The following is a 24548-nucleotide window of genomic DNA, read 5'->3' on the forward strand; positions in this document are numbered from 1 at the left end:
CGATGAGCACCGACTCCCGTACGGGCGCCGCCCCCATGCCCAGCGGCCCGCTCAGCCGCGTGGACTACAGCGAGCGCATCCCCAACAACGTCGATCTCGCGGGCGACCGCCGCCTGCAGCGGGCCCTGGAGGGCTGGCAGCCGAAGTTCCTGGACTGGTGGAAGCAGCTCGGCCCGGCCCTGCCGACCAAGGACGTCTACCTGCGCACCGCGGTGGCCGTGGGCCGCGACGGCTGGGCGCACTTCGACCACGTCCCCATGGAGGAGTACCGCTGGGGGATCTTCCTGGCCGAGCGCGACCCCGACCGCAAGGTCAACTTCGGCAAGCACAAGGGCGAGCCCGCCTGGCAGGAGGTGCCCGGCGAGCACCGCGCCGACCTGATGCGGCTCATCGTCGTGCAGGGCGACACCGAGCCCGCCTCGGTCGAGCAGCAGCGCGTGCTCGGCAACACCGCGCCCAGCATCTACGACCTGCGCAACCTCTTCCAGGTCAACGTGGAGGAGGGCCGCCACCTGTGGGCCATGGTCTACCTCCTGCACGCCTACTTCGGCAGGGAGGGTCGCGAGGAGGCCGAGCAGCTGCTCAAACGCAACTCCGGCGACCTGGACGCGCCGCGCATCCTGGGCGCCTTCAACGAGGAGACCACCGACTGGCTGCAGTTCTTCATGTTCACGTACTTCACCGACCGCGACGGCAAGTACCAGCTTGGCACGCTGAAGGAGTCGGCGTTCGACCCGCTGGCGCGCACCTGCGAGTTCATGCTCAAGGAGGAGGCCCACCACATGTTCGTGGGCACCACGGGCGTGCAGCGGGTCCTGGAGCGCACGGCCGAGCTGATGAAGGAGCACGGCACCGCCGGCGTCCTGCCGCACGGCGGCATCCCGCTGGACGTCATCCAGAAGTACCTGAACTTCCAGTTCTCGGTCTCGATGGACCTGTTCGGCTCCGAGCAGTCGACCAACGCCGGCAACTACTTCACCTCCGGGCTGAAGGGCCGCTGGATGGAGACCCGGCGCAAGGACGACCACGTGCTGCTGGAGGACACCCGCGAGCTGCGCTACGTCGAGGACGGCGAGATCAAGAGCAAGACCGTGCCGATGCTCAGCGCGCTCAACCTCGACCTGCGCGACGAGTACGTGGCCGACTGCGCCAACGGCGTGCGCCGCTGGAACCAGGCCCTGGAGGACGCCGGGCTCGACGAGCGGCTGTACCTGCCGCACGAGGGCTTCAACCGCAAGGTCGGCGTCTACGCCGGCCACCACGTCACCCCGCACGGCGAGGTCCTCGACGAGGCCGCCTGGCAGGCCCGCGCCCAAGAGTGGCTGCCGACGCCCGAGGACCGCGAGAACGTCGCCTCCCTCATGGTCCCCGAGTACGAGTACGGCAAGTTCGCCGGCTGGATCGCCCCGCCGAAGACCGGCATCAACGACCAGCCGGTCGAGTTCGACTACGTGCACCTGGCCGACGAAGGACTCCTCTAGTGCCGGGCGGCGGCCTCTTCGTCCATGAGGTCCCATTCGGCCTGCGCCCGCCGGTGCCACCGGTTGTGCAGGTCGTGGAAGACGGCCGCCGCCCGGGGCCCCGGCCAGGCGTGGTCGAGCAGCTCGGCCGGCAGGTCGGGGTCGAGGAACGGGAACCGGCGCCACTCCTGGATGAGCAGCACCTGGTTGACGAACGCCTCCCGGTCGGAGGTGACCGCGCGGCCCTCGAACTGCTCGATGAAGCTCACGTAGCGCTTCTCCACGTCGTCGAGGTCCCACGCGGCCGAGATCAGCTTGGCGGTGTCGCCGATGTCCGCCGACGGCCCGGTCCAGGCGTAGGCCCGGTCGGCCAGGTCCAGCTCGCGGATGACCTCGCGTACGGCGGCCTCCTTGGCGGCGTCGGGGATCACCCAGAGCGCGGGGGAGGGGGAGCCGAGCCCGAGCCAGGTCAGCTTGGTGCGCAGCCGGTGGCGGAGCTGGCGCTGGGTCTCCGGCACGCCGGCGGTGAGCACGAGCCAGCGGCCGTCCCACTGGTGGGGAGCGCGCATGAAGCCGTAGATGCGCTCGGTGCCCTCGCGCAGCAGCCGGTCGCCGGCCTCGGTCAGCCTCCAGCGGACCTTGCGGCCGTGACGTTCGGACTCCAGCAGCTCTTCGGCCGCGGTGCGGGCCAGGGCCTGGCGCGCGGACTTCTCCTCCACGCCGAGCGCGCCGAGCGCGGCCACCAGCGTGCCCGTCCACACCTCGCCCCCGCGCGGCAGGACGAACTCGCCCAGGACCGTCAGCAGCGTCGACCGCGCGCTGGCGGACGCCTTCTCGCGCGGGCGCTCCGCGGACTCGGCCGGCACGGTTGCCCTCCTGTCGTTCGACACGGTCGTGACGCGCATTCTGCCAGGTCGGGCACCCTCACGGATGCGCACGCAAGCAGAAGCACTACAAACACTTGACGCTACTCATGATAGACGTCGAATATTGGGACCAAGGTCCCACGCCCTCTCGGAGCACGCATTGACTGTCACCTTCGCGACCTCCCCAGACCGCTACCGCCACTGGACTCTCGCGGTGGACGGGGCGGTGGCCACCGTCACGCTGCGCGTGGACGAGCACGGCGGCCTCGTCCCCGGCTACGAGCTGAAGATGAACTCCTACGACCTCGGCGTGGACATCGAGCTGTACGACATCGTCCAGCGCCTGCGCTTCGAGCACCCCGAGGTCAAGGCGGTCGTGCTCACCGGCGGCCTGGACCGGATGTTCTGCGCCGGAGCCAACATCCGGATGCTGGCCCAGTCCACGCACGCGTGGAAGGTCAACTTCTGCAAGTTCACCAACGAGACCCGCAACGGCATCGAGGACGCCACCGAGCACTCCGGCCAGACCTGGATCGCCGCGCTCAACGGCACCGCCGCCGGCGGCGGCTACGAGCTCGCGCTGGCCTGCGACCAGATCGTCCTGGTCGACGACGGCTCCTCGGCCGTCTCCCTGCCCGAGGTGCCGCTGCTCGGCGTGCTGCCGGGCACCGGCGGCCTGACCCGCGTGGTGGACAAGCGGCACGTGCGCAAGGACCGCGCCGACCTGTTCGCCACCAGGTCCGAGGGCTTCCGCGGCCGTACGGCCATGGAGTGGGGCCTGGTGGACGCCGCCGTGCCGCGCCACTCGTTCGAGGAGGAGGTGACCAGGCGGACGGACGCGGCGGTGGCGGCCTCCGCCCGGCCCTCGGACGCCGCGGGGGTGGCCCTGACGCCGCTCGACCGCAAGGACGACGGCGACGCCATCACGTACCCGTACGTGACCGCCCGGATCGACCGGGCCGGCCGCCGCGTCGAGATCACCGTGGACGCCCCCAGCGACGCCCCGCCCGCCGGGCCCGCGGAGCAGGGCGCCGGCTACTGGCCGCTCGCCGTGACCCGCGCGCTGGACGACCTGATCCTGCACCTGCGCACCAACGAGCCGGAGCTCGGCATCTGGGTGCTGCGCGCGACCGGCGACCCCGAGCGGGTGCTGGCCTACGACGCCCAGCTTCGCGAGCAGGCCGGGCACTGGTTCGTCGACGAGGTACGCCACTACTACAAACGCACGCTCAAACGCCTCGACGTCACCAGCCGCAGCCTCATCGCCGTCATCGAGCCGGGCACGGCCTTCGCGGGCCTGCTGGCCGAGCTGGCCCTGGCCGCCGACCGGCAGTACATGCTGGAGGGCGTCTACGAGGACCGCGACGAGGCCGCCGTCCCCGCCACCCTCGTCCTCACCCCGTCCAACGACGGCCTCCTCCCGATGGGCAACGGCCTGTCCCGCCTGCGCTCCCGCTTCTGGGGCAACGATCAGGACCTGGAGGCCGCCCGCGCCCGGTTCGGCGAGCCGCTCGACGCGGCCGCCGCGATGGAGCTCGGCCTGGTCACCCTCGCCCTGGACGACATCGACTTCGAGGAAGAGCTGCGCATCGTGCTGGAGGAACGCGCCTCGCTCTCGCCCGACGCGCTGACCGGCATGGAGGCCAACCACCGCTTCGCCGGCCCGGAGACGCTGGAGACCAAGATCTTCGGCCGCCTCACCGCCTGGCAGAACTGGATCTTCGTCCGGCCCAACGCCTCCGGCCCCGACGGCGCGCTGCGCCGCTACGGCACCGGCCGCAAGGGCGACTACGACCTCAAGAGGGTCTGACCATGACCATGTTCAACGCCGGGGACTGGCTCGTCCACCGCCACGTCCGGGAGGGGCGCGGGGACCGGGTGGCGGTCCGCGGCGGCGCCACGCTCACGTACGCGGAGCTCTCCGAGCTCGTCGCGACCGCCACCGCCGCCCTGCGCGCCCTCGGCCTGCGGCGCGACGACCGCGTGGTCTTCGTCACCAGCGACGGCGTCCCCATGTTCGCGGGGATTCTGGCGGCCTTCTGCGGCGGGTTCGTGGCCGTGCCGGTCTCGACCATGCTGGGCGCCAAGGAGCTCGGCGCGATCATCGCCGACTCCGGCGCCGCCGTCGTCGTCGCCGGAGCCGAGTACGCCCCCCAGGTCCAGGACGCGCTCACCATGGCGCCCGAGGTGCGGCACGTGGTGTGGGAGGGCGACCCGCCGCCCGGGAGCACGTCCCTGACGTGGGCGGAGCTCCTCCGCGCGGGCGAGGGAGAGCCGCGCGAGCCCGCTCCCACGCTGGAGGACTCCTGGGCCCTGTGGCTCTACACCTCCGGCACCACCGGCGTCCCCAAGGGCGCCATGCACCGGCACGCCAACGTCAGGCACGTCTGCCAGACCTACGGCGACCAGGTGCTCGGCATCCGGCCCGACGACGTCTGCTTCTCCGTCGCCAAGCTCTTCTTCGCCTACGGCATCGGCAACTCGATGTTCTTCCCGCTCTCGGCCGGAGCCGCGACCGTGCTGGAGCCGCGCCGCCCCGCCCCCGCCGTGACCGCCGAGCGGATGGCCGCCGACCGTCCGACCCTGTTCTTCGCCGTCCCCACCTTCTTCGCCGCGCTGCTGGCCGCCGACCTGCCCGCCGGCACGTTCACCTCCGTGCGGCTGGGCGCCTCGGCCGGGGAGGCGCTGCCCGCGCCGCTCCAGGAGCGGTTCACCGGCCGCTTCGGCGTCGAGATCATCGACGGCATCGGCTCCACCGAGGCGCTGCACATCTTCCTGTCCAACCGCCCCGGCGACGTCCGCCCCGGCACCACCGGCCGCCCCGTGCCCGGGTACGACATCGAGTTGCGCGACCCCGACGGCGGGCTCGTCCCCGACGGGGAGCCGGGCGCGCTGCACGTGCGCGGCGAGTCCATCGCCCTGGGCTACTGGCGGCGCACCGACGCCAGCCGCACCGTGTTCGCGGGCCAGTGGCTCAACACCGGCGACACCTACACGCGCTCTCCCGACGGCTACTACACCTGCCTGGGCCGCAGCAACGACCTGCTCAAGGCGGGCGGCATCTGGGTCTCGCCCGCCGAGGTCGAGAGCCGGCTGCTGGCGCACCCGGCGGTCCTGGAGGCGGCCGTGGTGGGCGTGGCAGACGAGCACGGGCTGGACAAACCGGTCGCCTGCGTCGTCGCCCAGGGGCCGGTCACCGCCGAGGAGCTCGTCCAGTGGTGCCGCGACGGCCTGGCCGCCTTCAAACGGCCCCGCCGGGTGGTCTTCCTCGACCGGCTGCCCAAGACCGCGACCGGCAAGATCCAGCGTTTCCGGGTCCGCGAGCTCCTCGCCGAGGAGGCCCCCGCGTGAACGTCGACGTGCTGATCATCGGCGCCGGTCCCGTGGGCCTGTACGGCGCCTACTACGCCGGCGTCCGCGGCCTGCGCACGGCGGTGGTCGACTCGCTCAGCCAGGTCGGCGGCCAGGTGAGCGCCATGTACCCGGAGAAGCAGATCTACGACATCGCCGGGTTCCCGGCCGTCTCCGGCCGCCGCCTCATCGCCAAGCTGGTCGAGCAGGCGGCCCCGTACGAGCCGGCGTACGTGCTGGGCGAGGAGGCCCAGCGGCTCGAACGCGCGCCGAGCGGCCGCCTCGTGGTCAAGACCGGCGCGGGCACCGAGATCACCGCCGGGGCCGTCGTCGTGACCGGCGGCATCGGCACCTTCACGCCCCGCCCGCTCCCGGCCGGGGAGGAGTTCCTCGGCCGGGGCCTGGCGTACTTCGTGCCCGAGGCCGCGGACTACGCGGGCCGGGACGTCGTCATCGTCGGCGGCGGCGACAGCGCCGTGGACTGGGCCCTCATGCTCCACCCCATCGCCCGCAGCGTCACGCTGGTTCACCGCCGCGCCGCCTTCCGCGCCCACCACGGCTCGGTGGAACAGCTCGCGGCCTCGCCCGTCGAGGTCGTCGTCAACGCCCAGGTCACCGCCGCCCTCGGCGGCGACCGGCTGGAACGCGTCGAGCTCAGCACCGGGCAGGCCCTCCCGTGCCAGCGGCTGGTCGCCGCCCTCGGCTTCACCGCCAACCTCGGCCCGCTGCGCGAGTGGGGCCTCGACCTGCACGACAACCGCCACCTGGTCGTCGACTCCGCGATGCGCACCAACGTGCCCGGCATCTTCGCCGCCGGCGACATCGCCGACTACGACGGCAAGGTCCGGCTGATCGCGGTCGGCTTCGGCGAGGTGGCCACGGCCGTCAACAACGCAGCCGTGCACCTCGACCCCGCCGCCCAGCTCTTCCCGGGACACTCCACCGACAATCCCGCCCCGGGTCCGTAACCAGGAGATTCGCCATGCCGTACGTCATCGCCGCACCCTGCATCGACGTCATGGACAAGTCGTGCGTCGAGGAGTGCCCGGTCGACTGCATCTACGAAGGGGACCGCAAGCTCTACATCAACCCCAAGGAGTGCATCGACTGCGGTGCCTGCGAACCCGTCTGCCCCGTCGAGGCGATCAGCCAGGACCGGCGGGTCGCCGACGAGCATGCCGAGTTCGTCGAGGACAACCGCCGCTTCTTCATCGAGGTGCTGCACGGGCGCGACGCGCCGCTCGGCGCGCCCGGCGGTTCGGGCAGAACAGGCCGGATCGGGGTGGACACCCCCATGGTCGCGGGCAGGTAAGGGGCATGATCGACGGCATCCCCCTCATCGACGCGCACGTCCACGTGCCGCTGCTCGGCACCCTCAAGCCCGCCTGGCTGGGCTGGGCCCGCGACTTCGGCGAGCACGGCGTGCTGGAGGACGTCTGGGACTCCGCGGGCAGGCCGCGCCCGGACCGCCTGGACGAGCTCTTCGCCGCCCAGGGCGTGGACGTCGCGCTGCTGTTCTGCGAGTACAGCCCCAAGGCGACCGGCACGCAGGCGTTCGAGGACCTGCTGCCGATCGTCGAGCACAACCCCGTACGCTTCCGGCCGGTCGCCAACGTCAACCCCCACCTGCACTTCCCGCTCGCCGACGAGGTGTGCCGCCAGCTCGACCTCGGCGCCGCCGCGCTCAAGCTGCACCCCGTGCACGGCGGGTTCCGCTGCGACGACGCCGCCCTCTACCCCGCCTACCACGTGCTGGAGGAGCGCGGCGTCCCGCTCGTCGTCCACTGCGGCACCAGTTCCTTCCCGGGCGCGGCCAACGAGAACGCCGACCCGAGCTTCCTCATCCCCGTCATCCGCGACTTCCCGGGCCTCAACGTGGTGCTCGCGCACGGCGGGCGCGGCTGGTGGTACGACGCCGCCGCCTTCCTCGCCCTGTCCAACGACACCGTGTGGCTGGAGCTGTCCGGCCTGCCGCCCAAGCGGCTGCCCGAGTACTACGCCAAGTACGACCTCACGCGGCTCGGCCGCAAATGGATCTTCGGCACCGACTGGCCCGGCGTCCCCGGCACCGCCGCCAACGCCCGGGCCGTCGCGGGACTCCTGCCCGACGAGGTGGCCAGGGCCGTGCTCGCCGGGAACGCGGCGAAGGTGTACGCCGGCCTGCGCACGGGTGAGTGACCCATGCCCGTCTACGCCCTCGGCGACCAGGTGCCCCGGATCCACCCGGAGGCCTACGTCCACCCCGACGCCGTCGTCATCGGCAGCGTCGTGATCGGCGCCGAGTCGTCGGTCTGGCCGTCCGCCGTGCTGCGCGCCGACTTCGGCCGCATCGAGATCGGCGAGCGCACCTCCATCCAGGACGGCACGATCCTGCACACCACCGAGGAGTGGCCCACCGTGATCGGCAGCGACTGCGTCGTCGGGCACAACGCCCACCTCGAAGGCTGCACGGTCGAGGACCGCTGCCTCGTCGGCTCCGGCTCGGTGGTGCTCAACCGCGCGGTCGTGCGTACGGGCTCGGTGGTGGGCGCCCAGGCCCTCGTACCCGAGGGGCTGGAGGTGCCGCCCGGCCACCTGGCGCTCGGCGTGCCCGCCCGCCCCAGGCCGTTGGAGGGCACCGCGCAGAGCGAGTGGATCGACTTCGGCGTGGACGAGTATCGCGCCAACGCCAAGCGCTACCGCCACGAGCTGCGCCGGCTCGACCCCTGACCTTCTCCTGCGTCAGCGGCGCCGCTCCAGGAACGCGGTCATGCGCTCATGCTTGTCCTCCGTCTCGAACAGCACGGCCTGCGCCACGTCGTCGAAGCGCGGGTGCGCGCCGGGCGGGGCGGCCAGGGCCAGTTTGGTCAGGCGCAGCGCGAGCGGCGCGTTCTTCGCGATCCCGGCGGCCAGCCGGTCCGCCGCGGCCGGCAGCTCGTCCTGCGGCACCAGCTCGTTCACCAGCCTGACGGCCAGCGCCTCCTCGGCCGAGAGCACCCTCCCGGCGAGCAGGATCTCCTTGGCGAGCGGCTCGCCGACCAGCTCGCGCAGCCGCCAGCAGGCCCCGGCGGCGGCCATGATGCCGAGGCCCGCCTCCGGGTTGCCGAAGCGGGCCCGAGGGGTGGCGAGGCGGAAGTCGCAGGCGTACGCCAGCTCGGCGCCGCCGCCCAGGGCGGGACCGTCGATGGCGGCGATCGTGGGCATCGGCAGCCGGGCGATCCGGTCGAACAGGCCGCTGTTGATGCCCGCCAGCGCGTCCTCGCGGCGGCGCTCGCGCAGCTCGCGGATGTCCGCGCCGGCCGCGAAGATCCCGTCGGAGCCGGTGAGCACGAGGATGCGCGGCCGCCGCTCCAGCTCGGCGCAGACCGCGTGCAGGTCCGCCACCATCGCCGCGTCGATCGCGTTGCGCACCTGCGGCCGGTCCAGCCGGACCAGCATCCGATCGGTCCCGTCCTCGACCTTCACCGTGTCGTTCAGCGGAAGCACCGCGACCTCTTTCCTCGTCGTCTCAGCGGTGGATCACGGGCAGGACCAGGCGGCTGGGGTGCCGCGGGCCGTGGAGCACGCTGTTGGTCGCGACGACGACCTGGTCGGCGGTGTCCTCGGCGATGGTCCCGCCGGTGTTGGTGTTGCGGTCGTAACGGGGGAAGTCGCTGGAGGAGACCTCCAGGCGGATCCGGTGTCCGGGCAGGAACACGTTGGAGGTCACCGACAGGTCCAGCGTGACCTCGTACACCTGGCCGGGGGTGAGCGGCTCCGGCTCGGCCAGGGAGTCGCGGTAGCGGGCGCGCAGGATGCCGTCGGTGAGGTAGATCGCCCGTCCGTCGGGGAAGACGTCGACCAGTTTGCCCGTGAAGTCGGTGTCGCGCGCCGACGAGGTGACGTGGAGGACGAGCGAGACGTGGCCCGTGACCTCGACGGGCTCCTCCAGCGCGGGGGTGGTGAAGCAGAGCACGTCGTCGCGGGCCTCCACCGGGCGCTGGTCGACCGGGCCGGCCCCGTTGACGGCGGCAGGCATCATGATCCGGCCGCCGTGGGTGGGGACCGGGTCGTCCGGGTCGTAGGTGTAGGTGTCGGTCGCCTCCGCCGTGGGCGGCTGAAGGCTGAGGACGCCGTCGCCGCCGGCGGTGTTGGCCCCGCCCGCGCCGTCGAGGAAGTAGTCGGTGTACTCGGTGTCGGGCAGCGGCCAGTCCTGCTCGTCGCGCCACTGGTCGATGCCCATGACGAAGATGCGCACGGGCGCGGTGCCGTCCAGCGCGTCGGTGCGGCCGCGCAGCCAGCGGTCGAAGAAGCGGATGTGCGCCCCCGTCAGGTCGGCCGCCATGCCGTTGGCGCTCATCCCGAACCGCCGGTCGTGGTAGACCCCTTCCTGGTACAGGTGGTCCCAGGGGCCGATGATCAGCCGCTGCCCGTCGCGGGCCTCGGCGCTGCCGCCCTCGGCGCGCATGCGGGTGAAGGTGCGTACGGTGCTGTCGACGAACAGGTCGAACCAGCCGCCGACGTTCAGCGCGGGCACGGTCACCCGGTCGAACCGCTCGGCGACCGCGAGGTCCTGCCAGAACCGGTCCCGGGCGGGGTGCCGCAGCCACTCGGCCCACCAGGGCGAGTGCTTGTTGAGCAGCGGCTGGTCGCCGATCGGCAGGGTGGCCAGATGCGTCTGCGGATCGGCCGCCATACCGGCCGCCTCCATGAGAACGCCCGGGTCGCCGGTGCCCGCGGCGAGCGCGGTCTGCGCCGCCGTCAGCGTCATCATCGTGGTCCACGTCCAGGTCGTGTGCCACGAGAGCGCGCCTCCCGCGGAGTACCAGGGCGCGTGGTAGAAGTCGGTGCTGGTCACCGTCGGGGCGATCGCCTTGAGCCCGGCCGGGGCCTGCGACGCGCCGGCCCACTGCACGAAGCCGAGGTAGGAGGCGCCGTAGCCGCCGATGTTGCCGTCGCACCAGGGCTGCTCCAGCAGCCAGGCGATGGTGTCGGCGCCGTCGTGCGGGTCGTCCGCGTGGGGGGTGAACTCGCCGTTCGAGCGGAACCTGCCGCGCGTGTCCTGCCAGACGACCGCGTACCCGGCTTCGAGCAGGGCCTGCAGGTTGGGGGTGATGGGAGACCCGCCGAGGCCTGGCAGGGCGTCCTTGCTGTAGGGGACACGCACCAGCAGCGTCGGCGCGGGTGGTCCCTCGGGGATCCAGAGGTCGGTGGCGAGGGTCACCCCGTCGCGCATCGGCACCATGACGTCCTTCTCGACCGAGAACCGCATCGTAATCTCCTACGCCAGCCCGCATCGCCGTCAGGATTCTGTAGCATTTTGCGTCCGCCTCTTTCTAGCGCACAACCGCCCTGACCGGAAGGCCCCGGCGTAACGCCGACGCGTCAAGGGCGCTCGTCGGGCCGGGGCCAGCGGGCCTTCAGCTCGAGTTCGGCCTGGGCCATGGCGGCCTGCAGCTGGTCGGGGCTGCCGGCCTCGAGGATGGTGCAGCGGAGGGGGTCGCGGCATTCGAAGGCGGTGTAGGCCTGCCGCCACGCTCCCCAGGTGATGACCCAGCCCGGCCACTGTGCCTGCAGGGCGTTGAGGTTGCGATCGATGGCGGCCGAAGTGTCAGGCGTGCCGGCGTCCTGCCGCGGGGGTGGCTGAGCGGGCCCGCCGCGTGAGCGGCGATGGCGGGGTCGCTGCGATTTCTCTGTGGGTTCTTCCCGGTCGGGCGGCATGGGTGCTGGCATCAAGATCTCCATCGAGGGGGTAGATCGTGGTGCGTGCGGACGCTTATCCTTCCCACTCGGCATTCCCCGATGCAAGTACGTCTGCACATGCATTCCAAGAAAATTGCATATGCACATGCACCGGCTGCGCACTGAAAGGGGGAAAGAGATGGAAGGTCCCATTTACAATTGCATGTCGGCTTCTGTGTTGTCTGGGGTGAAGTGCGCGGCGCGAATATCGGTGCATGGTCTGGAGGGTCATGAAACAGTAGGTAACGTAAGGAACAATGAGTGCCTCGCCCGGCAAAAGGATCAATGATGATCGTTGCAGAGCCTGACGGAGACGGCGTCCCCGCCGGCGTCGTACGTGGTGCCCGAAGCGGGCCGACCGCGTTGCGGATCATGGTGGGTACGCAGCTGCGCCGACTGCGCGAGGCCAAGGGCATCACCTGCGACAAGGCCGCGGACACCATCCGGGCCAGCCACTCCAAGATCAGCCGGATGGAGCTGGGCCGCAGCCCCTTCAAGCAGCGTGACGTGGCCGATCTGCTCACCCTGTACGGCATCACCGCCCCTGACGAGCGGGAGAAGGTGCTGGAGCTGGCCCGCCAGGCCAGCGCTCCGGGGTGGTGGCACCAATACAGCGACGTGCTCCCCGGCTGGCTCGAGCCCTACCTGGGGCTGGAGCAGGCGGCCCGCACGATCCGCAACTACGAGGCGCAGTTCGTGCACGGCCTGCTGCAGTGCGAGCCGTACGCGCGGGCCGTCATCGGCATCCGGCACGGCGACGCGGACCCCGACGACCTCGAGCGCCGGGTGGCGATGCGGATGCGCCGCCAGGACCTGCTCACCGACAGCGACGCGCCCATCCTGTGGGCGATCATGGACGAGGCGGTGCTGACCCGGCCGATCGGCGGCCGGGACGTGCAGCGGGCCCAGCTGGAGCACCTGCTCGCGGTCTGCGACCTGCCGAACGTCACCCTGCAGATCGTGCCCTTCCACATCGGCGGGCACGCGGCGGTGGGCGGCCCGTTCACGCTCTTACGCTTCGACGCCCCCGACCTGCCCGACGTGGTCTACCTGGAGCACCTCACCAGCGCGATGTACCTGGACAAGCCCACCGACATCGACGACTACAGCAAGGTGATGAACACCCTGACCATCCAGGCCGCCCCGAAGGAGGCGACTCCGGCGCTGCTCAAGGGCATGCTCGAAGAGCTCTGAGCGGCTAACGTGGTACGTCGCGGGCGGCCGTGTGCCAGCTCGTCGCCCTGCGCGCCAGGGCGCCGAAGCCGAGGAAGACGGCGAGCCCGAGCAGGGACGCCAGAGCGACCGCCGCGAACAGCTGCTCGGACTGCAGCCGGGACCGATAGAGGTCGATGAGCGTGCCGATGCCCGGCTCGCCCTGCCGGAAGAAGAAGTCCCCGACCACTGCCCCGATGACCGACAGCCCGGCGGAGATGCGCAGGCCGGTGAGGATGTGGGGCAGCGCCGCGGGCAGCTGGAGCTTCCACAACCGGGCCGCCCACCCGGCCCGCGCCAGCGTGAACAGGTCGTGGTGGGTCTCCTCCACCGACCGCAGCCCGAACAGCGTGTTGGTCACGATCGGGAACAGCGCGATCAGCGCGCAGACCAGGACGCGGGTGAAGAACCCGAACCCGAACCAGAACCCGAACAGCGGCACCAGCGCCAGGATCGGAATCGTCTGCAGGATCACGAGGTACGGGTGCAGCGACCGCTCCAGCCAGCTCGCCCAGGCCATGGCGATCGCGCACCCGACGCCGATCACGCCCGCGACCGCCAGGCCCAGCAGCGCGACCTGGCCGGACAGCAGCAGGCCGGCGAGCAGCTCGCCGCGGTTGACGGGGTCGAGGAGCCCGACCCGCACGACGGCATCAGGCGGGGGCAGCAGGAATCGCCGGTCCGGGGTCAGCAGCACGTACGTGACCGCGTACCACAGGGCGATCACCAGGGCGAAGACGATCAGCGGCGGAACCCACCGCAGCCACCTCATGCGGCCGTCTCCCGCAGCCAGGCCGACACCTGGGCCGCGATCCGCGCGAAGTCAGGGCTGAAGCGCAGCTCGGGCGGGCGCGGGTAGGGGAACGGCACGTCGCAGGTGCCGACGATCCGCCCCGGCCGTTCGGACAGCACGATGATCTTCGTGGCCAGGAAGACGGCTTCGCCGACGGAGTGGGTCACGAACACCGCGGCGAAGCGGCGTAAGCCGAACAGCCGCAGCAGCTCCGACTGCAGCCGCTCGCGCGTGATCTCGTCCAGCGTGCCGAACGGCTCGTCGAGCAGGAGCAGGTCGGGCTGAACGGCGAGCGCGCGGGCCAGCGACACCCTCATCCGCATCCCGCCCGACAGGGTTCGGGGACGGTGGTGCGCGAAGTCGGCCAGCCCCACCAGGTCGATCGCCTCGTCCGCGCGCCGCCGCCGCTCCGCCCTGGACAGCCCGCCCAGCTCGCCGAGCAGCTCCACGTTGGCGCGGACGGTGCGCCACGGCAGCAGGGCATGGTCCTGGAAGACGTAGCCCACGGACGCGGTTTCCCGGCGCACCGAGCCCTCGGTGGCGTCGGTCAGCCCCGCGGCCAGGCGCAGGAGAGTGCTCTTGCCGCACCCGGAGGGGCCGACCACCGTGACGAACTGGCCGGGGGCGACGGTCAGGTCGACCTTGTCCAGCGCCTGCGTGCCGTCGTCGTAGCGCTTGCCCGCGGCGGAGAACGACAGCGCGGAGGTGGCGGCCTGACCGAGCACCCGGCCACTAGACCACATCGGAAAGGACACGGGCAACACGCCGATCGGTCAGCCGGCGCGGTAGCCGATCTTCGGGTCGATGAAGTCGTTGGTGACCACGTCGGAGGGCTGCAGACCGTCCTTCACCGGCTTGTTCTGCTTGGCGAAGATCGGCCTGGTGATGTCGATCAACCGCTGCACGCGGGCGGTGTCGAAGTTGCCGGCGGTGTCGTCGGGGCCGTTGCCGGCGAGCTTGAGCGCCTTCATCTGCTGGACCGAGAACTCCGAGCTCGGCTTGGTGTACTGGGCGGCGACCTTGTACGCCTGGTTGAGCCGCAGGGTGAGATCGATCGTGGGGCCCGGCTGGGCCAGCACGTCGACCTGCGCCTGCTGGAAGATGGGAATGAGCTTGCGCAGGCACGGCGCGAGCTTCTGCTTGTCAGCCGGGCGGATCACCAGTGGGGGCCCGTAGTTCGGGTAGCCGGCGTCGTGGACCAGCTGATACTTCACCGGCTTGCCCCACTGGGGCACGTCTTTTTCGTAGATGTACGGCTCGGCGTTGGCATAGCCGGCCACCGCGGCCTTGCCCCCGGCGGCCACGAAATGGGACGGGGACCCGTCGTAGGACCCGTCCACCTGGCTGCGCTTCAGCAGCCCCGCCCCCACCAGATATTCCATGTAGGTGTTGCCGCCGAAGTAGAGCACCTTCGTGTCCGTCCGGCCGAGGTCCTTGATCGTGTTGAGGGTGGGGTACGTGGCCGGGTCCCACAGGATGATCTGCGGGTGGATCTCCAGCAATGCCATGACCGCGAGGGTCGGCTGGGTGGCCGACATCTGGATGCCCTCGTCCATGCCGCCCAGCACGCCGAGGGTGATCTCGGGGTCGGTGTACATCCGCGCCGACGACTGGGTGAAGCCGATCGCCGGCCCGCCCGCCCGGAGCTCCAGTGTGACCCCGGTGTCCTTGCCCCGGACGACCAGCGGCGCGCTCACCCGCTTCCCGCCGGCGTCGATGGCGGGGTCGGCGCCCAGGAGGTGGTACATCCCGCCCTCGACGGTGATGTGCGGCGTCCATTGGGTCTGCACCACGACGGTGGCGGGGCAGACGCCGCGCAGGTCGGTGGGGTCGTCCGCGTTCCCCGGCGCCGCCGCTTTCGGCTGGGGCGGCAGTTGCGTGCCGGTGCACGCCGCGAGCAGGAGGAGCAGCCCGAGTATGGCTGTGGCCTTGGCCGTGTTATGTCCCGCATGCCGTGGCCGGCGCACGCGCATGGTGCCATCCTTCCGATGTGCGGCGATTGAATATTCGCGGCAGAAACCGTGTCAAGCGCTGATCCGATATTCCTGGTCCTGCGCGAGCGGAAGATAATTCCCGGAACTTACCATGCTTTGTCGAGGGCCTGGCATTTCGGCTGAGCACTTACGGGCGAAACATCCCCTGTGGGTGATTTGTCCATTCGTGTGAGATTCGGATTCGGGAGAACTGTACTAACTGCGACTTCCATGGCAAATAGGTATGATCACATCCGCGGGTGCGTCGCCGCCGGGGAACTTATGCTCAAGCCTGGAGACCTCTGAATGGCAACAGACAACTCGACCACGGACCGGTGGCCGCCGGAGATCGACACGACCGTGGCGCACTCGGCGCGGGTCTGGAACTACTGGCTGGGCGGCAAGGACCACTACGCGGTGGACCGGGAGGTCGGCGACCGGTTGAGCCGGATAAATCCGGACATCGCCTTGACGGCCCGCGCCGACCGCGCCTTCCTCCACCGCTCCGTGCGCCATCTGGTGGCCGAGGCAGGGGTACGGCAGTTCCTGGACATCGGCACCGGTTTGCCCACGGCCGGCAACACGCACGAGATCGCCCAAAGTCTGGCTCCGGAGACGCGCGTGGTCTACGTCGACAACGACCCCGTCGTCCTCGCGCACGCCAAGGCCCTGCTCGTGGGCACGCCGGAGGGCAGGACCAACTACATCCAGGCCAACCTGCACGACCCGGACACCATCCTGCGAGCGGCCGCCGACACGCTCGACTTCACCCAGCCGATCGCGATCATGCTGCTGGGGATCGTGCACTTCGTCAACGACGACGACGAGGCGTACGCGATCATCAAACGCCTGCTCGACGCCGTCCCCTCCGGCAGCCACCTGGCGCTCGTCCACATCACCGCGTTCGTCAACCCGGAGGCCAAGCGCGAGGAAGTGCGCCACTGGAACGAGCACGGCACGCCCAAGCTGACCATCCGCACGCCCGAGCAGATCGGGCGCTTCTTCGACGGCCTGGAGATCCTGCCCCCCGGCATAGTCTCCACCACGCGATGGCGCCCCGACATCGACGACGTACCGGAAGTGGATGGATTCTGCGGAGTCGGCAGGAAATAAGGGGGTCAGTGCCGTTTCACGATGAAAGGCTGCTCATAGTCGGTCCCCTCGCCGATCGAACCCACGCCCCAGAGGTCCGAGGTGCCGGGGACGGCCGCGATGGCGGCGTTGCCGGTGCGTCCGGCGCTGATCGCCTCCCGCGTCCACGACGTGCCGTCGTAGTGGAGGAGGATCGCCCTGCCCGGGTGGAGGGGGTCGGTGCCGCTCGCCCACACGTCGTCCTTGCCGAACGCGGTCAGGTGGCGCAGGGAGCCCTTCCACGGCGGCAGCTCCATCCGCCGCCAGGCCGACCCGTTCCAGTGCATGACGAGCGGTTCGGGGGTCTCGGCAGCGATCTTGTCTTCGGAGGGCGGGGCGCAGCGCGCCGGCAGATCCTCGTACCGGTCATCGCCCCCGACCGCGCCGGCTACCCAGACGTCGTCCGGCTTGATCGCCAGCACGCTGTGCAGGTGCCCGCCGGGGATGTCGGGAAGGGACATGTCCTGGTCGTAGAGCCAGCCCTCGTCCGGCGACCTGTGCGCGACCGTCGGCTTGACGTCCTGGCAACCCCCGTGAGGCCGGCTCCCGACCGCCCAGACGTGGCCGTCGTCGAGCGCGACCGAGGTGAACACGCCGTCCACCTGTTGTATCAGCTCGAACTTCGTGCCGTCCCATTCGAGGCCGAAGCCTCCGCCCGCGCTCGATCCGACGATGACCGCGTGCCCTTTCGCGGCGGCGACGTCGTTCGGCCAGTAGTCCTCGGCCACTCCGAAGGGGCGCTGTTCGGTCCAGACGCGGCCGTCCCAATGCGAGACGACCCCTGAGCCGCCCACGAGCCAGATGTCGTCCCGTCCCGCCACGTCGAACGCCCGGACGCGAAGGTCGCTGTTCTCGACCGGAACCCTGGTCCAGGCGGAGCCGCTCCAGTGGGCGAGGACCGGCACTCCGTACTCGTCTTCGGCGCCGTCTTCGAAACCGGCCGCCCAGGCGTCTTTCGGCCCCTTGGCCAGCACGTCGACCAGCCCCGAGGCCCCCTTCAGCTCGACGGCGCCGAAGAGGTCGCGCCACCGCTTCGAGGGCGTGATCGTCTCGCTCGGGGCCGGGGTAGCCGGCGCGCTCGCGGACCTCGCCGGCGCGGCGGCGGGAGGCTCTCCGTCCGAGCAGGCGGCCGGCAGGCTCAGGCAGGCCGCCGCGGCCGCGAGCCCGCTCATGATCTTCATCGTGCGCATTATGCCGTTGAAACTTTCACGAACGGGAATCGGCGCCCTGGGCCTCGCGGCCACCCCAAAACCGCCGGTGGAAGGAGAGATCGGCCCCCTTATCAGCCGGGCGTTCGGCCACGTTAGCGCCCGCCCGATTCCGGCCCGACGAATCCTCTAGTGGACGGCTCGACGGCCGCCAGCGCAGGGTGATGCCGACGCCACGTCAGACAGAAGGGGACGGAATTGTTATCCGACATCCTGCGACGCCGCACGGCAAGGTTCCTGACCATCGTTTTCGCGCTGCTGGCCGCGGTCGCCCTGCCGGTCGTGCCGGCCCACTCGGCCACCCGGGTCCCGATCTTCCTGGAAGTACGCGGGGACAACAACCAGAAGCTGTCCGGCATCTACGGCTGGATCGAGTTCAACGACAGCAACACGTACACCTACCAGTTCTACCTGTGCCGTGAGTCGAGCTACAGCGCCGCCGGCGGGTACGTCCTGATCAACGACCGCGCCACCCTCCGCGCCTCCTACAGCTTGAACTATGGGAACACCGACATAGCCGAGTGCAAATACCCGGCCCAGCTGTACGGCACGACGGATTACGTCGGCAGCACCGTCAGGAACGTCACGGTCGAGGTGGAGGGCGTCAACTTCAACGGCCAGAACCAGGCCACCTGGAGGAGGAACTCCTCCATCTACGACAACCCCTTCAACTGACGATCCTCTCGCCCACCGATCCGCGCACCACGATGTGCGTGCCCAGGATGACGTGCTGCGGCTGGCCGAGGTCCAGGGCCAGCCGCACGGCGGTACGGCCCAGCTCCTCGGTGGGAATGTGCACCGTGGTGAGCCCGGGTACGAGGTCGGCGGCGAGCGGGATGTCGTCGTAGCCGGCGACCGACACGTCCTCGGGCACGCGCAGGCCCGCCTCGCGCAGCGCGGCCAGCACGCCGGCGGCGACCATGTCGGTGCCCGCGAAGATCGCGGTGAACTCCGTCCCCGTCGCCAGCAGCCGCCTGGTGCCCTCGTACCCGGCACTGCGGGAGAAGTCACCGGGCAGGACGAGGTCCGGATCGCAGGGGACGCCGTAGTCCTCGTGCGCGCGGCGGAAGCCGGCCACGCGGTCGATCTTGGTGGTGTTCTGGTCGTCGGCGGTGGCGGCGCCGAGGTAGACGATCCGGCGGTGGCCGCGTGAGAGCAGGTGGCCGGTCATCGCGTACGCGCCGGCCTCGTTGTCGTACTCGACGACGGTGGTCGGCACGTCGTCGCCGAGCGGCGGGCGCCCGCACAGCACGAGCCGGGAGCCCGCTTTGTCCAGGGCGTGCGCGAAGTGCGACATGCGCGCGCGGTAGGCGTCGTCGGCCGAGCCGCCGCCGACCAGGATGACCGCGTCGGCGCGCTGCTCGCGCATGGCCTCCACGACCGCCAGCTCGCGCGCCGGCTCGCCGTGCGTGGCGCACACCAGGCACAGCCGGCCCTCCTCGGTGGCCTGCTGCTCGACGCCCTTGGCGACATAGGCGAAGGAGGGGCCGGTGACGTCGTCGAGCACGAAGGCGACCATCTTGGTGCCGGCCCCGGACAGGGCGCGGGCGTGCACGTTGAGGACGTAGTCCAGCTCGCGCATGGCCCGCAGCACGCGGGCGCGGGTGGCCTGCGCGACCGGGTAGTCCCCCTTGAGCACCCGCGAGACGGTGGACGCGGAGACCCCGGCCCGGGCGGCGACGTCCCGGATGGTGGCCCGCTCGAGGTCATCCACGGGCGCGGCCCCCCGTGGCACCGCCTCCCGCGCGGGCTTCGGCGGCGTCATCTTTCGTGGCAAGGCGCACCTTTCGTCAGGCGGAGCAGCGCCGCGGAGTAGGGCTCGGGCAGCACGACGCTGAGCGTGCCCGCGTGCCAGCCGGCCTCGGCCGCGGCCGGGAAGAGCGGGGTCACCTGGCAGCCGGAGGGCCAGGGCAGCTCGATCGTCGCCGACGGCGCGCCCCTGCGCCACACGGCGAGGTAGGCGGTGTCCCCGCAGTCCACGGCCAGGGCGAGGCGGTCGTCCTGCCAGCCGGGCAGCCCGAGCGGCCAGCGCGGCAGGCCGTGCGCGAGCTCGCCGCGGTAGGACTTGTAGACGCCGATCGCCTCGGCGACCTCGGCCAGCCGTTCCGGGCTCAGCAGGTCGAGCCGGCCGCTGAGGTGGATGCGGCCGAGCATCGCGGTGACCATGGACCAGGTGACCCGCTCGGCGGGGTAGGCCCACATCGCGCCCTGCTCCGGCGGCACCGCGGCGGGCGCGGCGGCGGCGATGGCGGGCAGCAGCAGCTCGTCCTGCTGGTCGGTGAGCGAGGCGATGGAGTGCCTGGCCAGGGTGGCGCCGTCCAGCCGCATGCCGCCGGCCGCGCAGGACTCGATCACCAGGCCGGGGTGGCGCTCCAGCAGGCGCTCGACCCAGGCCAGGTAGGCGCGGTTGTGTTCGAGCAGCCGATCGGCCGGCCCGATGTCGATGTTGTAGTCGAACTTGAAGTAGCCGATGCCGTGCTCGTGGACCAGCCGGTCGACGACGGCGTCGAGGTGGGCGACGGCGGCCGGGTGGCTGAGGTCGAGCTGGTGGCGGCCCCACTCGGCCAGCCTGGTTCCGGCCCGCCGCAGGAACGCCTCCGCGGGCAGGACGACCCCGCTGCGTACGCCGATGACCTCGGGTTCCAGCCACAGCCCCGGGACCATGCCGTGGCCTCCGATCGCGTCGATGACCTCGCGGAGCCCGCCGGGGAAGCGCACACTGGACGGCTCCCACGCGCCGACCGTGTCCCACCAGCCCGGCACACCGCCGTCGCCGGGCCCGGCCAGCGAGTCGTCGTACCAGCCGGCGTCGATACAGAAGTACTCCGCGCCCACCCGGGAGGCCGCCTCGATCAGCGGCAGCAGGCGCTCGGTCGAGGGGTCGCCCATCAGGCAGTTCATGAAGTCGTTGAAGACCACCGGCAGCTCGGCGTTGTCGCGGTGCGGCCGGCGCACGGCCCGGCGGTAGGCGGTCATGGCGGCGACGGGGTCGCCGGCCACGGTGAACGCGGCGGTCGCGGTGGTGAAGCTCTCGCCCGGCGCCAGCCGCGCCGACCAGCCGTGCTCGCGCTGGGACGGCCCCGACAGCGCCAGGTAGACGTCGTCGAACCGGTCGGCCAGCTCGGCGTGCCAGGGGCCGTTGTGCTCGATCTGCCAGGCGAGCGTGCCGCCGGCGCACTCCAGCCAGCCCGTCGGCAGGTGCTCGGAGGAGGGCCACGAGCCGGTGCTGGTGAGCGCGACGCGGTTCTTCGTCCCGGTCTGGCCGAAACGCGTCATGCCGACGTCGTGCAGCTCCAGCGGCCGGCCCGACCAGCGGAACTCGCCGCTCCACGGATTGCGCGCGCTCCACACCGTCAGATCCCAGGGCAGTCCGGCGAACGCGAAGCTCGACACGTGCTCCAGGACCAGCTCGTCCACCGCGGTCACCGTCGACCAGCACCGGACGACCTGTCCGATCACTGGGCCGATCACTGGGCCGATCGCCTGGAACACGGTCGTCACGGAGACGCCGTCGCCGATGGAGCGGATCGTCAGGCGGTCGTCGTCGGCGCTGTGGCTCTCGTAGCGCAGCTTCAGCCCGTCCACGTGCCGCTCGCCCGCCGTGCCGCTCCTGCCCCGGCCGGTCACCTCGATCTGCACCACCGGCAGCGCCGAGCGGCCGTTGCCCTTGAACGGACCGATCGCCAGTAGCCGGGGCGGAGCGCCGGCGGTCAGGTCGAGGACGAGGTCGCGCCAGCTCACCTCCATCAGGCCACCCGGTCCAGGTCCTCGTGCGTCACTTGGTGCGCCAGCGGCAGCCCGGCGACGAGCCGTTCCAGCTCGTCCAGGGCGACGGCGCCCATCCGGGACAGCTCGTTGCCGTGCGAGCCGGCGATGTGCGGGGTGAGGAAGGCGTTGGGCAGGTCGAACAGGGGCGAGTCGGGCTGCAGCGGTTCGGGCTCGGTGACGTCAAGGACGGCCGACAGCCGCCCGGACTCCAGCTCGCCGATCAGCGCGTCGGTGTCGACCAGCGATCCGCGGGCGGTGTTGATCAGCATCGCGCCGTCCGGCATCAGCGCCAGCCGCGCCCGGTCGAGCATGTGCCTGGTCTCGGGGGTGGCGGGGGCGTGCAGGCTGACGATGTCGCTGCGGCGCAGCAGCTCCTCCAGCGAGACCTGCCGTACGCCGGGGACCCGGGTGTAGGGGTCGTACAGGCACAGGTCCAGGTCGTACGGCGCCAGCAGTTCGAGCACCTTGCGGCCGATGCGGGAGGCGCCCACGATGCCGACCGTGCGGCCGTTGTTGCCGATGCCGGACTCGATCTTGGCCAGGGTGAAGGAGCGGTCGCGCCGGTAGCGCTGGTTGAGGGCGAAGACCCCCTTGCCGGCCAGCAGGATCGCGCCGACGGTGTACTCGGCCACCGGGACGGCGTTGGCCTCGGCGGCCGAGGAGACCAGCAGGCCGCGTTCCCACCAGGCGGGGCTGATCATGCCCTTCACCGAGCCGGCCGCGTGCAGGACGGCGCGCAGGCGGGGGGCGGCGGCCAGCAGCGCCTCGTCGATCGGCGGGCAGCCCCAGCCGGTGATGAGGATCTCGACGTCGGCCAGGTCCAGGCGCGGGTCGTCGAACCGCTCGGCGACCAGGGCGACGTCGATGTCGGCCAGCGTGTCCAGCCGCCGCAGCAAGGGCGCGGGGAAGAGCAGAGCGAGATGTTCCTCGCGCATGGCGAACAGCGCCTTCGGGCGTGGGGACACGGGGGAAGCCCTCCATTCGATAGAGACCGGTTTCTAAAGTAGGAGCGCAGCCCCGCATGGTCAACGGGCAATCCCCGATTAACTTCGAAGGAGCTTCCTACCAGGATCTACCGGCTGGCCTGCGCCGATGTGTAACGTCTCTGTAACGCAGCCTTGAACGTGCTGGCCGCTCGGACGTAGCGTTCGCAGCGACCGGTTTCTATCAACCTTGACGAGCCACCTGCTGCCGCCTCAGACGGGACTTCGGTGATGAGCACGCTACAGACGAGGCCAGAGCCTCAGACGAGACCGCCTTCCGGGCCGCCGGACAGGCGCCGCGTCCGACGCAGGGCGGTCCGTACGAACTGGACGATCGGGCTGCTCGCACTGCCGGCCGTCGTCTTCTTCCTTGTCTTCAGCTACCTGCCGATGTCCGGCCTGGTGGTGGCGTTCAAGGAGTTCGACGTCAGCCTCGGGATCTTCGGCAGCCCGTGGAACGGGCTGGAGAACTTCACCTACTTCCTGGAGTCCGGGGACGCGGCGAGGATCCTGTTCAACACGCTCTTCCTGAACATCCTGTTCCTGGTCGCGACGCTGGCCGCCGGGATGGTTCTGGCGATCATGCTGAACGAGATCCGCAGCACCTTCTTCAAGCGGGTCTCCCAGTCCGTCGTCTTCTTCCCCTACTTCGTCTCCCCGGTCGTGATCAGCATCATCCTGCAGGTGCTGCTGGCCGGGGCCTCCGGTGGGGGCGGGGCGGTCAACGACGCCCTCGGGGGCCTCGGGTTCCCCTCGGTCGACTGGTACACGGAGCCGGGCCCGTGGCCGTGGATCCTCACCGTGGTGAAGATCTGGCAGCTCGGTGGCTACCTGAGCGTCATCTTCCTGGCCGCGATCACCGGCATCCCCGAGGAGGTCTACGAGGCCGGGATGATCGACGGGGCCTCGCGGGCCCAGATGGCCTGGCGCATCACCCTCCCGCTGCTGAAGCCCACCGCGGCGGTCCTGCTGGTGCTGGGGGTCGGCCGGATCTTCTACGGCGACTTCGGCACCATCTACGCGATCGTCGGGGACAACGGCACCCTGTTCGACAGCACGGACGTCATCGACACCTACGTCTTCCGCGCCCTGCGCCAGCTCGGCGACTTCGGCACCACCGCCGCGATCGGCCTGTTCCAGTCGGTGGTGGGTTTCGTCCTCGTGGTGATCGCGGTGCTGATCCAGCGCAAGTACTCGAAGGAGACCAGCATCCTATGAGCCGGAAGAAGCTGGAACCGTTCACGATCGTCAGCATCATCGGCGTCTCCCTCGCCGTGCTGGCCTGCGCGATCCCGTTCTGGATGATCATCTCGGGGTCGCTCACCAGCGAGTCCCAACTGGCCACGACGGGCTACAGCCTGTTCCCCGCGGCCTTCGACCTCACCGCGTACAAGATGATCTTCACGGGTCCCGCGGTGCTGGACGCCTACTTCGCCAGCGTCTTCATCACGGTCGTGGGCACGGCCCTGTCGCTGGCGGTGACCTCGGGGCTGAGCTGGGTGATCGCCCGCCGGTTGCCCGGCATCAGCCGCCCGCTGACCGTCTTCTCCTACCTGCCGATGCTGTTCTCCGGCGGTCTGGTGCCCCTCTACCTGCTGGTCACGCAGTACCTGAAGCTGCAGAACAGCTACTTCTCGGTGATCCTGCCGCTGCTGGTCATGCCGTTCCTGGTCTTCGTCCAGGTCAGCGCCTTCCGCCAGCTGCCGGAGTCGATCTTCGAGTCGGCCAAGATCGACGGTGCGGGGGAGCTGCGCATCTTCTTCACGATCGCGATCCCGCTGTCCAAGCCGATCCTCGCCGTCGTCGGCCTCTTCTACGCCGTGCACTACTGGAACGACTGGTTCATGGCGCTGCTGTTCATCGACGACGTGCACAAGTTCCCGCTGCCCCTCGTGCTGCAGAACCTCATCTCCAACATCTCGTTCACGCAGATGCTGCCGCAGCTGGCCGAGGCGGCCACCCCCGTCTACCAGCTCCGGCTGGCTCTCACCACCGTCGCCATCGGCCCGATCCTGCTCGCCTACCCCTTCGCCCAGCGCTACTTCGTCAAGGGCATCACCCTCGGTGCCACCAAGGGCTGATCCCGCTCCCCCCACCTCAGGA

23 protein-coding genes are annotated in these 24548 nt (G+C 70.7%); 12 read left to right on the forward strand and 11 right to left on the reverse strand.

The window, feature by feature from the left end; translation table 11 throughout:
- Positions 1 to 2: 2 nt before the first annotated feature.
- Positions 3 to 1481, forward strand: a complete 1479-nt coding sequence (gene boxB / locus ACIBI9_RS36745) for a benzoyl-CoA 2,3-epoxidase subunit BoxB (protein ID WP_397229089.1) — start codon at positions 3 to 5, stop codon at positions 1479 to 1481.
- Here boxB and ACIBI9_RS36750 read toward each other — a convergent pair.
- Positions 1478 to 2326 carry a PaaX family transcriptional regulator C-terminal domain-containing protein gene (locus ACIBI9_RS36750; RefSeq protein ID WP_397229091.1) on the reverse strand — a complete coding sequence of 283 codons (849 nt, stop codon included), beginning with the start codon at positions 2324 to 2326 and terminating at the stop codon, positions 1478 to 1480. The genes boxB and ACIBI9_RS36750 overlap by 4 nt on opposite strands.
- 160 nt (positions 2327 to 2486) lie before the next feature.
- Between ACIBI9_RS36750 and boxC the strand changes: the two genes are divergently transcribed.
- Genes boxC through ACIBI9_RS36780 form a run of 6 tightly spaced genes read left to right on the forward strand, consistent with a single transcriptional unit; the run spans position 2487 to position 8386 of the window.
- Positions 2487 to 4136, forward strand: a complete 1650-nt coding sequence (boxC, locus tag ACIBI9_RS36755) for a 2,3-epoxybenzoyl-CoA dihydrolase (RefSeq protein ID WP_397229093.1) — start codon at positions 2487 to 2489, stop codon at positions 4134 to 4136.
- A 2-nt stretch (positions 4137 to 4138) separates the two neighbouring features.
- The gene (locus ACIBI9_RS36760; protein WP_397229094.1) at positions 4139 to 5677 is read left to right on the forward strand and encodes a benzoate-CoA ligase family protein; all 1539 of its coding nucleotides are present in this window, start codon (positions 4139 to 4141) and stop codon (positions 5675 to 5677) included.
- Positions 5674 to 6645, forward strand: a complete 972-nt coding sequence (locus ACIBI9_RS36765) for an NAD(P)/FAD-dependent oxidoreductase (RefSeq protein ID WP_397229095.1) — start codon at positions 5674 to 5676, stop codon at positions 6643 to 6645. Before ACIBI9_RS36760 ends, ACIBI9_RS36765 begins: the two co-directional genes overlap by 4 nt.
- Before the next feature lie 14 nt (positions 6646 to 6659).
- Positions 6660 to 6989 carry a ferredoxin gene (fdxA, locus tag ACIBI9_RS36770; protein WP_397229096.1) on the forward strand — a complete coding sequence of 110 codons (330 nt, stop codon included), beginning with the start codon at positions 6660 to 6662 and terminating at the stop codon, positions 6987 to 6989.
- 5 nt (positions 6990 to 6994) lie between these two features.
- Positions 6995 to 7855, forward strand: coding sequence for an amidohydrolase family protein (locus ACIBI9_RS36775; RefSeq protein WP_397229098.1), 861 nt, complete (start codon positions 6995 to 6997; stop codon positions 7853 to 7855).
- A 3-nt stretch (positions 7856 to 7858) separates the two neighbouring features.
- Positions 7859 to 8386: a gamma carbonic anhydrase family protein gene (locus ACIBI9_RS36780; RefSeq protein ID WP_397229100.1), complete on the forward strand. Its 528-nt coding sequence runs from the start codon at positions 7859 to 7861 to the stop codon at positions 8384 to 8386.
- 12 nt (positions 8387 to 8398) lie between these two features.
- Here the strand turns inward: ACIBI9_RS36780 and ACIBI9_RS36785 are convergent, their stop codons facing one another.
- The 3 genes from ACIBI9_RS36785 to ACIBI9_RS36795 form a co-directional block, all read right to left on the reverse strand.
- Positions 8399 to 9142 (reverse strand): enoyl-CoA hydratase/isomerase family protein, encoded by a 744-nt coding sequence (locus tag ACIBI9_RS36785; RefSeq protein WP_397229102.1) that lies wholly within the window; start codon positions 9140 to 9142, stop codon positions 8399 to 8401.
- A 22-nt stretch (positions 9143 to 9164) separates the two neighbouring features.
- The gene (locus ACIBI9_RS36790) at positions 9165 to 10907 is read right to left on the reverse strand and encodes a CocE/NonD family hydrolase (RefSeq protein WP_397229104.1); all 1743 of its coding nucleotides are present in this window, start codon (positions 10905 to 10907) and stop codon (positions 9165 to 9167) included.
- A 113-nt stretch (positions 10908 to 11020) separates the two neighbouring features.
- Positions 11021 to 11368 carry a hypothetical protein gene (locus tag ACIBI9_RS36795; protein WP_397229106.1) on the reverse strand — a complete coding sequence of 116 codons (348 nt, stop codon included), beginning with the start codon at positions 11366 to 11368 and terminating at the stop codon, positions 11021 to 11023.
- A 297-nt stretch (positions 11369 to 11665) separates the two neighbouring features.
- On the opposite strand from ACIBI9_RS36795, the gene ACIBI9_RS36800 reads away from it, so the two are divergent.
- Complete coding sequence (locus ACIBI9_RS36800) at positions 11666 to 12571, forward strand: helix-turn-helix domain-containing protein (RefSeq protein ID WP_397229478.1); 906 nt, start codon at positions 11666 to 11668, stop codon at positions 12569 to 12571.
- Between the two features lie 4 nt (positions 12572 to 12575).
- Here the strand turns inward: ACIBI9_RS36800 and ACIBI9_RS36805 are convergent, their stop codons facing one another.
- The 3 genes from ACIBI9_RS36805 to ACIBI9_RS36815 are packed head-to-tail and all read right to left on the reverse strand — an operon-like array spanning position 12576 to position 15355.
- Complete coding sequence (locus tag ACIBI9_RS36805) at positions 12576 to 13361, reverse strand: ABC transporter permease (protein ID WP_397229108.1); 786 nt, start codon at positions 13359 to 13361, stop codon at positions 12576 to 12578.
- Positions 13358 to 14107, reverse strand: a complete 750-nt coding sequence (locus tag ACIBI9_RS36810; RefSeq protein ID WP_397229110.1) for an ABC transporter ATP-binding protein — start codon at positions 14105 to 14107, stop codon at positions 13358 to 13360. Before ACIBI9_RS36810 ends, ACIBI9_RS36805 begins: the two co-directional genes overlap by 4 nt.
- 48 nt (positions 14108 to 14155) lie before the next feature.
- On the reverse strand, positions 14156 to 15355 hold the full coding sequence (locus ACIBI9_RS36815; RefSeq protein WP_397229112.1) for a nitrate ABC transporter substrate-binding protein: 1200 nt from the start codon (positions 15353 to 15355) through the stop codon (positions 14156 to 14158).
- A gap of 306 nt (positions 15356 to 15661) precedes the next feature.
- On the opposite strand from ACIBI9_RS36815, the gene ACIBI9_RS36820 reads away from it, so the two are divergent.
- Positions 15662 to 16468 (forward strand): SAM-dependent methyltransferase, encoded by an 807-nt coding sequence (locus ACIBI9_RS36820; RefSeq protein ID WP_397229114.1) that lies wholly within the window; start codon positions 15662 to 15664, stop codon positions 16466 to 16468.
- A 5-nt stretch (positions 16469 to 16473) separates the two neighbouring features.
- Here the strand turns inward: ACIBI9_RS36820 and ACIBI9_RS36825 are convergent, their stop codons facing one another.
- The gene (locus ACIBI9_RS36825) at positions 16474 to 17667 is read right to left on the reverse strand and encodes a hypothetical protein (protein ID WP_397229116.1); all 1194 of its coding nucleotides are present in this window, start codon (positions 17665 to 17667) and stop codon (positions 16474 to 16476) included.
- Between the two features lie 225 nt (positions 17668 to 17892).
- Between ACIBI9_RS36825 and ACIBI9_RS36830 the strand changes: the two genes are divergently transcribed.
- Complete coding sequence (locus ACIBI9_RS36830) at positions 17893 to 18369, forward strand: hypothetical protein (protein WP_397229118.1); 477 nt, start codon at positions 17893 to 17895, stop codon at positions 18367 to 18369.
- Here ACIBI9_RS36830 and ACIBI9_RS36835 read toward each other — a convergent pair.
- From ACIBI9_RS36835 to ACIBI9_RS36845, 3 genes are read right to left on the reverse strand one after another with little or no spacing between them, the layout of a single operon-like run.
- Positions 18362 to 19408, reverse strand: coding sequence for a LacI family DNA-binding transcriptional regulator (locus tag ACIBI9_RS36835; protein ID WP_397229120.1), 1047 nt, complete (start codon positions 19406 to 19408; stop codon positions 18362 to 18364). The genes ACIBI9_RS36830 and ACIBI9_RS36835 overlap by 8 nt on opposite strands.
- A 47-nt stretch (positions 19409 to 19455) precedes the next feature.
- Entirely contained in the window at positions 19456 to 21441 is a 1986-nt protein-coding gene (locus tag ACIBI9_RS36840) for a glycoside hydrolase family 36 protein (RefSeq protein WP_397229122.1), read from the reverse strand.
- Positions 21441 to 22427, reverse strand: coding sequence for a hydroxyacid dehydrogenase (locus ACIBI9_RS36845; RefSeq protein ID WP_397229124.1), 987 nt, complete (start codon positions 22425 to 22427; stop codon positions 21441 to 21443). The genes ACIBI9_RS36840 and ACIBI9_RS36845 overlap by 1 nt, the downstream gene beginning before the upstream one ends.
- Positions 22428 to 22676: 249 nt before the next feature.
- Here ACIBI9_RS36845 and ACIBI9_RS36850 point away from each other — a divergent pair, with 249 nt between their 5' ends.
- Positions 22677 to 23663 carry an ABC transporter permease gene (locus ACIBI9_RS36850; RefSeq protein WP_397229126.1) on the forward strand — a complete coding sequence of 329 codons (987 nt, stop codon included), beginning with the start codon at positions 22677 to 22679 and terminating at the stop codon, positions 23661 to 23663.
- Positions 23660 to 24526 (forward strand): carbohydrate ABC transporter permease, encoded by an 867-nt coding sequence (locus ACIBI9_RS36855; protein WP_397229127.1) that lies wholly within the window; start codon positions 23660 to 23662, stop codon positions 24524 to 24526. Before ACIBI9_RS36850 ends, ACIBI9_RS36855 begins: the two co-directional genes overlap by 4 nt.
- Positions 24527 to 24548: the final 22 nt, after the last annotated feature.

The organism is Nonomuraea sp. NPDC050451 (assembly GCF_044458585.1).